13 protein-coding genes and 1 tRNA gene are annotated in these 13,865 nt (G+C 40.0%); 8 read left to right on the top strand and 6 right to left on the bottom strand.

The window, feature by feature from the left end; translation table 11 throughout:
• Positions 1 to 229: 229 nt before the first annotated feature.
• The 5 genes from K8B83_RS20775 (at position 230) to K8B83_RS20795 (ending at position 6,523) form a co-directional block, all read left to right on the top strand.
• The gene (locus K8B83_RS20775; RefSeq protein ID WP_188738377.1) at positions 230 to 649 is read left to right on the top strand and encodes a hypothetical protein; all 420 of its coding nucleotides are present in this window, start codon (positions 230 to 232) and stop codon (positions 647 to 649) included.
• A gap of 15 nt (positions 650 to 664) precedes the next feature.
• Positions 665 to 955 carry a hypothetical protein gene (locus K8B83_RS20780; RefSeq protein ID WP_188738379.1) on the top strand — a complete coding sequence of 97 codons (291 nt, stop codon included), beginning with the start codon at positions 665 to 667 and terminating at the stop codon, positions 953 to 955.
• A 141-nt stretch (positions 956 to 1,096) separates the two neighbouring features.
• Entirely contained in the window at positions 1,097 to 1,774 is a 678-nt protein-coding gene (gene rluA, locus K8B83_RS20785) for a bifunctional tRNA pseudouridine(32) synthase/23S rRNA pseudouridine(746) synthase RluA (protein ID WP_188738381.1), read from the top strand.
• 109 nt (positions 1,775 to 1,883) lie between these two features.
• Positions 1,884 to 2,345 carry a transcriptional regulator AsnC gene (gene asnC / locus K8B83_RS20790; RefSeq protein WP_188738383.1) on the top strand — a complete coding sequence of 154 codons (462 nt, stop codon included), beginning with the start codon at positions 1,884 to 1,886 and terminating at the stop codon, positions 2,343 to 2,345.
• Positions 2,346 to 2,575: 230 nt separating this feature from the next.
• Positions 2,576 to 6,523 carry a rhombosortase-dependent M36 family metallopeptidase gene (locus tag K8B83_RS20795; protein ID WP_188738385.1) on the top strand — a complete coding sequence of 1,316 codons (3,948 nt, stop codon included), beginning with the start codon at positions 2,576 to 2,578 and terminating at the stop codon, positions 6,521 to 6,523.
• Between the two features lie 70 nt (positions 6,524 to 6,593).
• Here the strand turns inward: K8B83_RS20795 and K8B83_RS20800 are convergent, their stop codons facing one another.
• Both K8B83_RS20800 and K8B83_RS20805 read right to left on the bottom strand, forming a co-directional pair.
• Positions 6,594 to 7,121, bottom strand: a complete 528-nt coding sequence (locus K8B83_RS20800; protein ID WP_188738387.1) for a hypothetical protein — start codon at positions 7,119 to 7,121, stop codon at positions 6,594 to 6,596.
• Between the two features lie 1,075 nt (positions 7,122 to 8,196).
• A tRNA-Leu gene (locus tag K8B83_RS20805) sits at positions 8,197 to 8,283 on the bottom strand.
• Between the two features lie 280 nt (positions 8,284 to 8,563).
• Here K8B83_RS20805 and K8B83_RS20810 point away from each other — a divergent pair.
• Entirely contained in the window at positions 8,564 to 8,695 is a 132-nt protein-coding gene (locus K8B83_RS20810) for a DUF3149 domain-containing protein (protein ID WP_188738389.1), read from the top strand.
• A 116-nt stretch (positions 8,696 to 8,811) separates the two neighbouring features.
• Here the strand turns inward: K8B83_RS20810 and K8B83_RS20815 are convergent, their stop codons facing one another.
• Both K8B83_RS20815 and tcdA read right to left on the bottom strand, forming a co-directional pair.
• Positions 8,812 to 9,423, bottom strand: a complete 612-nt coding sequence (locus K8B83_RS20815) for a superinfection exclusion B family protein (RefSeq protein WP_188738390.1) — start codon at positions 9,421 to 9,423, stop codon at positions 8,812 to 8,814.
• A 295-nt stretch (positions 9,424 to 9,718) separates the two neighbouring features.
• On the bottom strand, positions 9,719 to 10,516 hold the full coding sequence (gene tcdA / locus K8B83_RS20820) for a tRNA cyclic N6-threonylcarbamoyladenosine(37) synthase TcdA (protein ID WP_373284889.1): 798 nt from the start codon (positions 10,514 to 10,516) through the stop codon (positions 9,719 to 9,721).
• Positions 10,517 to 11,042: 526 nt separating this feature from the next.
• On the opposite strand from tcdA, the gene K8B83_RS20825 reads away from it, so the two are divergent.
• Entirely contained in the window at positions 11,043 to 12,050 is a 1,008-nt protein-coding gene (locus K8B83_RS20825) for a porin (protein ID WP_188738392.1), read from the top strand.
• A gap of 377 nt (positions 12,051 to 12,427) precedes the next feature.
• Here K8B83_RS20825 and K8B83_RS20830 read toward each other — a convergent pair whose 3' ends face one another.
• Entirely contained in the window at positions 12,428 to 12,745 is a 318-nt protein-coding gene (locus K8B83_RS20830) for a putative quinol monooxygenase (RefSeq protein ID WP_188741228.1), read from the bottom strand.
• A 14-nt stretch (positions 12,746 to 12,759) separates the two neighbouring features.
• Positions 12,760 to 13,221 carry a GNAT family N-acetyltransferase gene (locus K8B83_RS20835; RefSeq protein ID WP_188741229.1) on the bottom strand — a complete coding sequence of 154 codons (462 nt, stop codon included), beginning with the start codon at positions 13,219 to 13,221 and terminating at the stop codon, positions 12,760 to 12,762.
• A gap of 461 nt (positions 13,222 to 13,682) precedes the next feature.
• On the opposite strand from K8B83_RS20835, the gene K8B83_RS21670 reads away from it, so the two are divergent.
• Positions 13,683 to 13,805: a hypothetical protein gene (locus K8B83_RS21670; RefSeq protein ID WP_263283564.1), complete on the top strand. Its 123-nt coding sequence runs from the start codon at positions 13,683 to 13,685 to the stop codon at positions 13,803 to 13,805.
• The last annotated feature ends 60 nt before the right edge of the window (positions 13,806 to 13,865 follow it).

Below are 13,865 nucleotides of genomic sequence, written 5' to 3' on the forward strand. Positions count from 1 at the left end.
AATCCAACAAATTAATGTAATTGTATGTGAATTGATGGTTCTTGTCGTCAGTATCACATAGTACAAACACCAATTTGTGATCCATCTGACGTTGCATTTTTCACTCAACTGAAGGTGTCGTGCTAAGTAAAAGCAGGATACGAGCAAAGGGTAAAATTGGTTGGTGCATCACTGTTTATATTAGCCTTACTTGATAATATGGATCTATTTTTAACCAAGACTATAACCAATGAAAAACAAACAAAATATGCCCGTGTCAGAAGGACGATTTTGGATAGAGCGGATCAGCAAAACCTCGCTAAGAGCAATCCATATTGTGGGTGTAGTCGGTAGTGGCGGCGGGATTATGTTTGATCTTGATTTATCACTGTGGTTTAACTACTGGCTTGCCGCAATTTGTTCTGGTGTGTTGTTGATGAGTTGGGAAATCATTCGTGACTGGCGTTGGCTTATCCAATTAAAAGGCATATTAACGCTATTAAAGATCATCTTATTAGGATTATTTATTCAAATTAGTCAGTGTAAATCTGAATTAGTCATCTTTATTATTTTATTATCTGTTATTGTATCTCATGGGCCTGCTGGGTTACGCCATTACTCAATTGTGCACCGTAAAGTGATTCAAAGTCGTAAAGAAATTAAAGGTTAACCAAAAGGACATGGGATGTTCCCTTACCCAGAACAATATCGTATTGCACTTCCACCAATGACAACGGCTGTAATGGTGATTTGGGCTATTTTAAGCCATGCCATTTTTGCTGATGCCAGTCCATTTGCATTATACCCGCTCTTTTTATTATTCCCTTTCGCCATTGGTGCGCATTTATACCTCATTTTATTGTCAAAAGGCATGCAGCGTCTCGACCAATGTTTTTATGCCTTAGTGCATATTCCATTAGCATTTGTGGTGTGGACATTTACGATAATGCACGTGAATGGACATGCATTTTCTTAAATCAACCTGAAACATTTTTATCGATAAGCAACACTTGCACATCGTGATGGCTAACGGTATCGTTGCCGCCCATTGCAACAAGCATCTGTAGCATTTGACTTCATGTTTAAACTACACATTACGCCTTGACGAGACCCAAAAATGGCAGACTTTATTTACAACCCACCCACCACGCCTTGGCTAAACATACTTCATGAAGATAAAGACATTATTGTTATCGATAAGCCGTCTGGGCTATTGTCGGTACCGGGAAGAGAAGCGATTTATCACGACAGCGTATATTCCCGTGTTTTAGCCGCGCACCCTAACGCTCAAATTGTTCATCGGTTGGATATGGCCACATCAGGTATTATTGTGATTGCACTTCGCCGCAGTGCAGAGCGCGAGTTAAAACGGCAATTTCGCGATCGCCAAACCAGTAAAACCTATTATGCGCGAGTCGCTGGGCATATGAGTAAACAAATCACCCAGGTTGATTTGCCTCTTATTTGTGATTGGCCAAACCGACCTAAACAAAAAGTCGACCATAACGTCGGTAAACCGTCGACAACCTTGGTTGATGTGATTAGCTATGGGGCCAAATCAACTCTGGTAAAACTAACCCCAATCACAGGAAGGTCGCATCAGTTGCGAGTGCACATGATGGCGCTTGGCCACCCAATATTAGGTGATGGTTTTTATGCTGATCCACTGGCAAAAAGTTTATCGCCAAGATTATTATTACATGCTGCGGCGCTGAGTATTACTCACCCTTACACTGAACAAAAAATGCATTTCACTTCACCTGCAGAATTTATCGAGCCGACAGCAATCCAATAACTTGGATCGGTAAAGTAAACATTATTAATTTCATTTATAATTTTACTGGCTATTATGCAATGAAAGTCGTAAATTTATGCCCAATTATTGATCTGATAGGCTCAGCATTGTGGATAGCTCATTTCAACGCGACGATTTAGACAACCAAATTCTTACGGCACTCATGCAAGACGCTCGCACACCATTTGCTGAGCTTGCAAAACGCTTTAATGTGAGCGCAGGTACAATACACGTGCGCGTTGAAAAAATGAAACAGGCAGGCATTATTACGGGGGCACAAATCACTGTTAATCCAAAAGCTTTGGGTTATGATGTATGTTGCTTCATTGGTATTAATTTAAAAAGTGCGGGTGATTACCCAGCAGCAATCGCAAAGTTAAATGCCTTAGAAGAAGTGGTAGAAGCCTATTATACCACCGGAAATTACTCTGTTTTTGTAAAGGTAATGTGCCAATCTATCGATGGTTTACAGCATGTATTGATAAATCGTATTCAATCGATTGATGAAATCCAATCAACTGAAACACTTATAAGCTTACAAAACCCTATTGTACGGGCGGTTAAGCCTTAACATATCATCACTTCTCCTTGGATATCCCCAGTCACGCCAACCGTTAACATTTAATTGCCTTTTTATTAATTAATGGTGTGACTTTTGTTAATTAATTGTGATACAAATGCATTAATGCATCATAGAATGCAGCATAACATTGATTAAACTATAAACATCATCACTTAATAATCATCGTGTTAGAGCGATCCACCTCAAATTAAGTGGTGTCTAATAACAAGGAAGAAGTTGTGAAGACAAAACTAGCCATCGCCATATCTGCAGCGCTTGTATCTAGCGCTACACTATCTGCAGTGCCATTCAAAGCCTTAAGCACAGAATTAGCAGAAGCCCCTAACAATAAATCATTTTCCCAAGAACAACAGGAAAAGAAATTTAACGCCATTGAAAATGTTGCTACCAAAAGCGGTATGAGAAACCAGTTTGACAAACAACTCGGTAAAACCACTTTCCAATGGGCTGGCAATAACCAAGTCAAGCCCAATCTAAGTGCCATAAAACCTGATCAACAAACTGCCTATGCTGCTGATTTTTATCTTTCCAAATTAACGGGTTTATCATCTGCTAAAAGCAATATTGCTCAAGCAGTTTTAGCTCAAACTCATGATATGGGCCGTGGTCCGATTATCGCTAAATATAAACAAGCTATTGCTGGTGTAGAAGTATTTAATCGTGAATATAATATTATGATGGATCGAGAGTTAAATCTCGTTGCTTCCTCTGGTTATTTCACTTCAACAAACAGCGCTAAATCCATATCTTCTAGTTTCAAGAATGTAGACACAGCATTTGGTGACGCTTCAAATTCGGTTCGAGCTGCATTTAAAGCTATGGGGGGTAATAGTCAGACAATCACTCTTGCAGCTAAGCCTTCTAATGGGCAGTTTGAAACATATAATGTTACTAATACTGATAATGATAAAGTGTTGGTGGGTGAACCTCGCGCTAAAAAAGTCTTTTTTGAACATAAAAACAAGATTGTGGCAGCTCACTATGTTGAAATTGAAACAGGTTCATTAGATACCCGCGATTCAGAATATTACAGTTATGTTATTTCCGCCGAAAATGGCGAAATTCTGTTTAAGCAGAACTTAACTAGCCATGCGGCAGATTTCGATTACCGTATTTACGCTGATGCTGACGGCAAACCTTGGGATAGTCCACACGGTAATGTTATGCCAGCACCAGAAGGCAGCGATGTTGACGCTTATCTAACCGCACCTTACTTAGAGGCACCATTAGTAGGTTTAAGCTATGGACCAATCAGTACTATGGACCCTTGGTTAACTGATGATGCAACTACAACTTCAGGTAACAATGTGAATGCCTATGTTGATGCTGTAGCACCTCAAGGCTTCACTAATGGAGATTACCAGGCCGAAACCACCAGCGCTAACGCATTTGATTATGTATACAATGTTAACGAGCCTGAGTATTCAATAAACAACCGCAAAGCCGCTATTGTCAACTTGTTCTACATGAACAACTACTTACACAATGATTATTATGATCATGGTTTTGATGAAGCTGCAGGTAATGCCCAAGCAGTAAACTATGATCGTGGTGGTGTTGAAGGCGATCCGTTAAATGTAGAAGTTCAAGACAACTCTGGATTTAATAACGCTAACATGTCAACTCCTGCTGATGGTGCCTCTCCGCGCATGCAAATGTATTTATGGGAAACCACTCAAGCTGAAAATGGCGTTGATTATGGTTTAACTATCACTTCACATGCGGCAATCGGTTTACTAGACGTTGTGCAATTTGCAAGTTTTGGTGCTGATGTTTATGAGATTTCAGGCGATTTAGTTCGTATTGAAGATGGTACTGATCCAATCAGAGATGGCTGTGAAACGGCTGTGAATGGCACTGATATTACAGGTAAAATTGCCGTTATCGATCGCGGCGCATGTAACTTCACTCAAAAAGTAAAAAATGCGCAAGATGCTGGCGCATTGGCGGTGATTATTGCCAACAACACTGATGATGGCACCCCTGCACCAATGGGCGGAGCTGACGATACCGTCACAATTCCAAGCATGGGTATTAACTTTAGTGATGGCGCTGCTATTTATGCGCTTTTAGACGCAAATGAAACTGTGTCTATTGAAATGTTTAAAAATGACCTAACGCGTAACTTTAAAGACAGTTCTTGGGATAACGCCATTGTTGCCCATGAATGGGGCCACTACATCAGTAACCGTTTAGTCGGTAATGGTTCAGGTTTAAGCAGTAATCAAGCACGCTCTATGGGTGAAGGTTTTGGTGACTTCCACGCACTATTATTTGGCTCAGATGCTGCAGATAACTTAGTAACAGGTAACGAAGATTATGCTGGTGGTTACGGTGATACCACTTATGTAGCCAGCTTTGTAACAGGTATACGTGAGTTCCCATATTCAACCAATATGGACATTAACCCATCGACCTTTGCTTATGTAGAGAGAAATCCACAAGTGCATGGTTCAGGTTCTGTCTATGCCGCAATGTTGTGGGATTCATTTATCGGTTTAGTTAACGATGAACGTCATACTTTCGACGAAGCTAAGAGCTTGATGAAAGACTACTTAGTTGCCGGTTATAAAATGATGCCTATGGCACCAACCTTTACTGAAGGTCGTGATGCACTGCTTGCTGCTGCTTATGCAAATGATGTTGAAGACTATAAGGTTATTCTTGCCGCATTCGCTCGCCGCGGAATGGGCTTAGGCGCCCAATCACCGAGTCGTTTCTCAACTGACCATGCTGGTGTTATAGAGTCATTTGAAACAGAACTTTCTGCGTATTCAGTAACAGCGCATGATTTGAATGCAAACTACGAAGGCTTAATGTCAGGTTTCTGCTCGAAAGATAATATTATCGATAAAGGCGAAACTGGCACAGTAAGCTTTACTGTTCAAAACAATGGTAGTGAAGCATTAAGCGGTTTAACTGGACAAGTTGTTGTTGAAAGCAACCACGATGTGACATTCGCTAACGATGGCGCTGTGAGCTTTGATAATTTAGCTCTATTTAGTAGTGCTACAAGCGCACCTATTGAATTTACCTTAAATGATGCAGGTACTGGTGATGAACTAGTCCTTAAATTTGTACCTGATGAAATGGATGGAATTGAAGGCAATGAGTACATGCTTTCAACTACTGTTAACGTCGACTTTGAAGAGCGTGAATTAGTCGGTACGACTCAATATGAAGACCTAAACACCCTTTCTAGACTCAAAGACTTTACTGAGAATGTCATGGCTGGCGGCGATATGGCCAACGGCACCTTTGGCTTAGATCAGTGGGATGAGTCTGATGGACTTATTTCTGCAACGGGCAATAGCTTCATATCAGATGTATCTTATGAAACTCGCGCAACAACAGTTGGTTTTGCAGGCGATTATACCATCAGCTTTTGGCATTTATATAACCTAGAAACAGGTTTTGATGGTGCAGTCGTTGAAGTCAGCATCAATGGTGGTGAATGGGTTGATGTAATCGAAGCTGGTGGCACATTTGAAGGCGATGGCTATACAGATACAGGCCTAGACGATACTGAAGCAGCAATTGCTGAACGAGCCACATTCTCTGGCGTAAACTATGGTATGGAAACGATAAACTTCGGTGAAACCTTAAATGGTAACCAAGTACAATTTAGATTCCGCGTTGCCACTGACTCAGCAGTGGTACCAGATCCTGTATTTGGATTCCCGGCTGGTTGGTATATTGACGACATTACTTTCACTAACACTCAAACAAGCATTTTCTCTAATGTAGTAGCTGGAAACACTTACGCATGTGAAAATCGTTTGCCACATGTATCTATTGTATCTAGTGCATCTGAAGTCAAAGAAGGCGAAGCTGTAAGCCTTACCGCTACTGCTATTGATGCAAATGCTACTGACACATTGACCTACATGTGGGTACAAACAGCAGGGACTACTGCAACATTAACAGGTGCTGATTCAGCTGAGTTAAACTTTACTGCACCATTAATTACTTCAGGCTCTGAAACACTAGAGTTTACATTAACCGTTAATGATGGGTCAGAAGATGTTATGACGTCTGTTGCCATAACCGTAAGTGATATCCCTGCACCAGTTGTAGTTGAACCACCTAAGAAATCATCGGGCGGTGCTTTAGGGTGGTTAGGTTTATTGCTACTACCTATTACAGCACTTCGTCGCCGTAAGTAATCACTTAGCAAGCAAAATTAAATGCCACAGCTGATGCTGTGGCATTTTTATTATTAATTTATAGAATTTTCTAATAAATTAGTTGATTACTTGCCGGTGTGTAATCAATTTCTAACTCTACTACACTAAATGCTGAAGAGTCAGAAAATGATTTGTACCAATAATACAAATCTAGCTCGCCTGATTGACTCAATAATCTATATGTATCAACAGCAATTTGATACACCTTAAAATCGTTAGTCAACTCCAACTCACTAGGCAAGTCATTAGTAACAACCACAATTGAGCCTTTCACTTTGCCATAACGATTAATATCCATATTATAAACAGTTTGATTAGCCTTTAAGACTTTACTTTGAGTTGTGAATTTCTGCTGATTCAATTGAATCGTATATTTGGACTGGACATTTTTAGACATTCTTTTTATCGTTTGACTATGATCTTTTACGCCTTTGGCCTTAACTATTAATGCATCTTCAGATGATGCTGCCACAACTTGAGATTCATTTGGGATAGTTTGTATTTCAGACTGTCTTGATTGCTCAAGACTACACCCGCTAAGTGTCATAAATGTAATTAAAAAAATGCTGGATTTCATACAATTCCTTTTATGTTAATCATGATGATACAACTTATATAACTCTAACATACACAAGGAATAAATTAATGAAACTAATTAACGATGTACATTAAGCCGATCTATACTGAACCGTAGCTATTGTTTAAATGACATGCAGGTTAACAATAATGCCATCTCTTAAACTAAAAATCGTCAGGTGGAACAAATAGCTCTTGGTGATACGCAACACTTATCATAAATTGCAAACCAAAAAGCCCCGTTCGATTAAGAACAGAGCTTTAACGTTCTGCTACCAGTGGCCGGACTCGAACCGGCACGCTTTTAAGGGCGTGGCATCTTTTGTAATAAGCGGATCCCGTCACGGGTTCAACATCCGTTCATCGCTTAGCTCTTAGCTCTTAACTTTTAACTAATAGTTTTTTAGCTTATAAAACAAAAAATCAGCACATAGGCTGATTTAAAGTTTTGGTACCAGTGGCCGGACTCGAACCGGCACGCTTTTAAGGGCGCGGCATCTTTTGTAATAAGCGAATCCCGTCTCGGGTTCAACATCCCTTCATCGCTTAGCTCTTAGCTCTTAAAACGAAAAAACCGACTTGAGAGTCGGTTTTAAAGTTTTGGTACCAGCGGCCGGACTCGAACCGGCATGCTTTTAAGGGCGCGGCATCTTTTGTAATAAGCGAATCCCGTCTCGGGTTCAACATCCCTTTATCGCTTAGCTTTTAGCTTTAACTAATAGTTTTTTAGCTTATAAAACAAAAAATCAGCACATAGGCTGATTTAAAGTTTTGGTACCAGTGGCCGGACTCGAACCGGCACGCTTTTAAGGGCGTGGCATCTTTTGTAATAAGCGGATCCCGTCTCGGGTTCAACATCCCTTCATCGCTTAGCTCTTAGCTCTTAAAACGAAAAAACCGACTTGAGAGTCGGTTTTAAAGTTTTGGTACCAGCGGCCGGACTCGAACCGGCATGCTTTTAAGGGCGCGGCATCTTTTGTAATAAGCGAATCCCGTCTCGGGTTCAACATCCCTTCAGCTCTTAGCTCTTAGCTCTTAAAACAAAAAAACCGACTTGAGAGTCGGTTTTTTTGTTTTGGTACCAGTGGCCGGACTCGAACCGGCACGCTTTTAAGGGCGCGGGATTTTGAATCCCGTGTGTCTACCAATTTCACCACACTGGCACAACATTACTCAATTGTATTTGTCTCAATTAAGTGTGGGCGATTATACCTTTGCTTTAAATAATGGCAAGGGGTTTACCCATTATTTTCTATAAAAATCACCTGATTGCTCAAAACTCACCCGTGCCCCTAATCGATACACACTAGGTATAATGTGAGCCATCTATCAAAAACACATTATCGATAACCCTTAAGTTCTGATAATTGATCGAGATCATTATCTTAAGTCGCTTTTGCCATTAGCATGAACATGACTTCACAATTTAAGAGGATAAGGAACATGGCATTTTGGTTAGATTTAATGTTTGGTAACCCTATAGGCTTACTCTCAATGATTGTCATTTTCAGTACATTTGGGATTATTTCTTATCTACTGTGGATGTTTGTTGTGAAGTCTGCCCCGGTTAAGTAACTCGCTTAATCGGCTAGGTTATTTTACTGCTTATTATTTAATTCTTCCTTGCGAAAGATACAATTAGGGGGCTTTTTAGCCCCCATTTTTTTGTACTTTTAGGATATGCTGCAACGTTATGCTGCGTGCTTTCTGCTCTGAACAAGTCCATTAATAAAATGAGGTCTAGTTTTTATAAGATAGCTCATCTCTTCAGCACTGGGCTCTCCAGCTGGCAAACGTAGCACATCGCGGTTCAGATAAATTCGCGCCTGCATTGAAATTTTGTAGTCTGCCGTTGGTCCCTGTATTGCATAGTGACGCTCGTTTCCCAACATTTCTAAAATATTAGTATCGACTAGGTTTTTTACAGCAAGCTCATTTTGTGGCAGTGTCAAAATAGTTTGACCTTGCAAAAAAAACTCGCGCAATAACGCCCTTTCAGCGGGATCAAGCAACTTTACTTTTGCTTCAATGGTTTCTACGGTTCGTTTTTTTCGTAACTGAATGATTGCTTCATCGACCACAAAAGCAAATAACTGACTGAGAAAATAAGCAACACCAATAATTAACCCTAGGCCAATAAACTGACCATAATCATTGACAAGATGAGCCAACGCCAGACTAGCTAACACATCCTTCGGGGCAAATAGCAAAGCCGCACAGGTTACAACGCCCCATGCCATTACACTCACGATAACACGTTTGCCGTTCAGTAAATTCATCGTACCTATATTCATTTTCATCATAGCCTACTCGCAGTGTCAGATTTTTGAACCTAATCAACTTAAAGCAAAAATAATGCCAATAAAACATAAAGCAAAAATAATGCCAATAAAACATAAAGGTTATCTTTGAAGATTTACAAATTAAAACAAAGACTAAATTGAAATAGAGTGGAAAAAGTTAACAATGCCCATGCAATCATCGACGTTTTCCCTACTGTTAATGAAGACGATGAGCTTAGCTGATAACGCTAAACCTATGTCAAATAACCAAGTGCGTTACTTCATAAAAGCGATTACAAAAGTAGTTCTTACAAGGTTATTTAGCCGCTAACTTAGTTAATACGCGGCTCACAGCAACAAACGCAAAAGTACCAGTTACCATGGTAATGGCGCCAAAGCCAGATGCACAATCCATACGCATACTGCCTTCGGCCGTGGCCTTTGTATTACACACACTGCCATCGGCTTGCGGGTAAACCAAATGCTGGCTTGAAAACACCGCATCCACAGCAAAGCGACGTTGAACATTTTTACTAAAATTGTATTCTTTACGCAGTATATTGCGCACTTTAGCCAGTAAAGGATCTTGGACGGTTTTAGCCAAGTCGGTCACCTGAATTAACGTCGGATCAGTTTGCCCCCCCGCACCACCGATCGTCACCAGCGGAATTTTATTGCGTTTACACCAAGCGATTAAACCTGCTTTTTGCTTAACAGCATCAATACAGTCAACCACATAATCAATCGTGCCCCCTTGCGATACAGGGACAAAATATTGACTTAAGTTATCTAAGGTTACAAAGTCTTCGACTTCATTGACAATGCATTCAGGGTTAATTTCAAGGATCCGTTTAGCCATCACCTCGACTTTTGACTGGCCAATGGTAGAGGTGAGCGCATGAATTTGACGGTTAGTGTTTGTCACACAAATATCATCTAAATCGATTAGGGTAATTTGGCCTATACCACTACGTGCTAATGCTTCTGCAACCCAGGTGCCTACCCCGCCAATCCCGACAACCACAACATGTGCTTGTGAGAAAGTCGTCAGCGCGGCTTGGCCATATAAACGCCCCACACCAGCAAAACGATGAGTATAAGATTCAGACAACATTGATTACGCCTCAATTAACCGCTTATTTTCGAGGGCGATTCTAGCCGATTTAGCTTCAAAGCTAAACGTTTGTTGAATAAAAACGACCTGCTGACGTCTATGCTCTATTTTATGATGTTAATTATGTTTACCGAATCCTGATGTGTTCAAATATTGTGCGTCATAGACTAAGGTCTAGTGATCCAACGCCTTAATATGTTCAACAATTAAATTAACATGCGCTAAACTAAGCCATTATCGCCTTTTGTTGTTGTGCGCTAGCCTATCTCAAAAGAAATAGGAACATCCCAAAAGAGGTATATACGCACAAATATGTGGCATTAATTGATAAATTTCCGCCGTTGTCACAGATTTCTGCACAAATTATCAAGTAGGACCAGTTTATTTGATCTAGCCCACACTATGGTGGTGCTAAAATCTGCAAAACTCTGCACCAGATTGTTACAGAATAGTATCTGCAACGACTTCACTAACTACAACCATGAAAAATGGAATATAGAACATAACGTTCTAGGGAGCATGAAAGATGAAAAAGACCTTAATCTCTGCATCAGTAGCCTCAGTACTTACACTAGTTTCTTTTGCTACACTTGCTGAAGGCCCAAGTTTCTATGGTCGTTTAGATTTATCAGTAACCAGCTCTGATGAAGGCTCAACGACGCAAAATGGTAAGGAAGGAACTGTATTAGAAAACAACTTTTCTAACCTAGGTGTAAAAGGTAGTGAGAAAATCAGCGACGGTGTTGAGCTTCTTTACCAAATGGAATTCCAGGTAGAAAACACGACTCAAGGTGATGATGCATTCAAAGCACGTAACACTTTCCTTGGTCTAAAAAGCAATGCAGGTACGGTGCTTGTAGGTCGTAACGATACTGTATTTAAACAATCTGAAGGTGGTATCGACTTATTCGGTAACTTCAACGCCGATATCGACCGTTTAATTGGTGGTCAAGATCGTAAAGCAGATGGTATTTGGTACCACTCTCCAACGATTGGCGGTTTATTAACATTAAATGCAACGTATTTAATGGATGATAACTACGAAGGTTCTGATGAAGACCAATATGCATTAAGCGCCACATTAGGTGACAAAGGCCTTAAAGCTCACAACTACTACCTAGCAGCAGCATATAACACTATTGGTGGTATTGACGCTTACCGTGGTGTTGCTCAAGTTAAATTAGGTGACTTCAAAGTCGGTGGCTTGTATCAAAACACCGAAAGCCAAACAACTGATAAAGAAGGTGATTCTTTCTTTGTAAACGTATCTTATGACTTAAACGGCGTAAACTTAAAAGCTGAATACGGTCAAGATGACGCAGGTTTTGGTAAGTACTATTCAAACATTTCAAGTGACACAGGTACTGATATTAACGTAACCAATATTACAGTGGGTGCTGACTATCGCATTTCAAAATCAACATTAGTTTATGGCCACTATGCAATGTATGAAGGTGACCACACTGTAAATGGTGCAAAAATTGATTTAGAAGATGATAACGTATTCACTGTTGGTGCACGTTACGACTTCTAATCGTTTAATGCCAGTCAATACTGGCACTTAACATGATCAAAAATGCCAGTCTACACAGACTGGCATTTTATACCAATTCCACTAATTATCTGGTCATTCAGCGGGAATTCTGTGCCTTCTAGGCAAGTAATAGGATTGTAGGCATAGTTGCTCTACGTCAAAATACTATTAAGCAGCATAGAAGGCACAGAAACCCGCCTTGCAGGAGACGCTCAGACAGTCCATTTCTTTGTTGCATTGCCTTAGAAGGGAATAACCATTATTTCAACAATGCGCCTCAAACTGAACAGTCTGAGCGACTCTGATTGGTCACATAATTAATGGAAATGGTATTATTTAAGTGCAGATAAAAGCAATCAACACAAATACTCAAACCCTTATGCAATGACTTGGTTAAACACTTCTACATGATGTGATTCAACAAGCTCTGGCATCACATTGTGAAAGTAATGCTGTATCGCATCTTTGGCACAATGATTATCAAATGCTTCGCGATCAACAAATTTTTCCACAAATGCGACTTTATTGTCATCATCTAGACTCACATTTAACTCATAGCGAATACAGCCCAACTCTCGGCGGGTGTCGGGTATTAAACTGGCCAGCGCAGCCACTAACGCGTCACGTTTACCGGCTTTAGCGACAAACTGCGCAACACAAACAACTTGTTGAGTATTGATCGAATAATCAGACATCTATCTTCCTTAAATTATGAATAGTTAAGCAACATATCCAGATGCGGTATGCCATCTTCTAAATATACTTCAGAATTAACCACAAACCCGAGTTGTTGATAAAAATGACGTAAATAGTCCTGGGCGCCAATTTGAATATGATCATCTGGCCAGTGTTTGTTGGCAATGGCTATGGCGTGCTGCATTAACTGATACGCAAGCCCCTGACCTCGAACAGTTTTAGCAATTGCAACTCGACCAATGCTTGCTTGTGGGTAACTAACATTGGGAGCAAGTATACGGCAATATGCCACAACATTTTGCTGCTCATCAACACCGAGTAAATGCCTTGTATGTATGTTTTTATCTTTACCATCTAGTTCAGAATAAGGGCAATTTTGCTCAACCACAAACACATCAACCCGCAGTTGTAATACATTATAAAGCTGCTCTAACGTGAACTCATTAAAGCCAACATCTAGCCATGTTAACGACATTTATCACCTTAATTTGTTGTACTGACTCAAATAATACTAACATGACTGAAGTAGATTGATCTGAACTACCTTTTTCGACCATTTTCAATCAGTAACCCAGAACAACCGTAATAGATAAACAACACAACAAAATAGGCTGCTAACATGCTGTGTAAATATTAAGTATTTAGTGAGTTTATCTATGTGGCATTGAGCGAAAATGTATTGAGGTGATTCTTTCAAAAGAGGCACTGAGTTGCAATATCATTATGCTTTTGCAATCTAGGTTTAGCACTAAAAAATCTATATTAACGCTAGATATTTTTGTTCAACTTGGTGCTAGTATCGATTTAACCCAGTTAAGACAGGATGCTTATTACAACGCTATATTCGTATGATTTTTGATTGATATTGTGATTCAAATAATTGTTTAACATTTTTACAGAGTGAACCAAGCCCAGTGCATACACGGAGTAAATAACATGAGCAAAGAACGTAATAATTCAAAAGAATCAAAGAAACAGCCGCAATTAACGTTAAAAGAAAAGCGAGCAGTGAAACAAGCGAAAAAAGCGCCTAGCACTTCAGTCATCAAAGGCAAATAATCTCAGCGCAGTGAGAAAAAAATACCGAGTCATTGACTCGGTATTTTTATGCTTATCATT

The organism is Shewanella inventionis, assembly GCF_019931735.1.
Classification (GTDB): Bacteria; Pseudomonadota; Gammaproteobacteria; order Enterobacterales; family Shewanellaceae; genus Shewanella; species Shewanella inventionis.

Excerpts from the sequence above, each read along its gene's own strand:
- tcdA (WP_373284889.1), bottom strand. The coding sequence starts at position 10,516 with ATGTTGTCTGAATCTTATACTCATCGTTTTGCTGGTGTGGGGCGTTTA.
- K8B83_RS20780 (WP_188738379.1), top strand. The coding sequence starts at position 665 with ATGTTCCCTTACCCAGAACAATATCGTATTGCACTTCCACCAATGACA.
- rluA (WP_188738381.1), top strand. The coding sequence starts at position 1,097 with ATGGCAGACTTTATTTACAACCCACCCACCACGCCTTGGCTAAACATA.
- K8B83_RS20825 (WP_188738392.1), top strand. The coding sequence starts at position 11,043 with ATGAAAAAGACCTTAATCTCTGCATCAGTAGCCTCAGTACTTACACTA.
- K8B83_RS21670 (WP_263283564.1), top strand. The coding sequence starts at position 13,683 with ATGAGCAAAGAACGTAATAATTCAAAAGAATCAAAGAAACAGCCGCAA.
- K8B83_RS20815 (WP_188738390.1), bottom strand. The coding sequence starts at position 9,423 with ATGATGAAAATGAATATAGGTACGATGAATTTACTGAACGGCAAACGT.
- K8B83_RS20830 (WP_188741228.1), bottom strand. The coding sequence starts at position 12,745 with ATGTCTGATTATTCGATCAATACTCAACAAGTTGTTTGTGTTGCGCAG.
- K8B83_RS20800 (WP_188738387.1), bottom strand. The coding sequence starts at position 7,121 with ATGAAATCCAGCATTTTTTTAATTACATTTATGACACTTAGCGGGTGT.
- K8B83_RS20775 (WP_188738377.1), top strand. The coding sequence starts at position 230 with ATGAAAAACAAACAAAATATGCCCGTGTCAGAAGGACGATTTTGGATA.
- K8B83_RS20810 (WP_188738389.1), top strand. The coding sequence starts at position 8,564 with ATGGCATTTTGGTTAGATTTAATGTTTGGTAACCCTATAGGCTTACTC.
- K8B83_RS20835 (WP_188741229.1), bottom strand. The coding sequence starts at position 13,221 with ATGTCGTTAACATGGCTAGATGTTGGCTTTAATGAGTTCACGTTAGAG.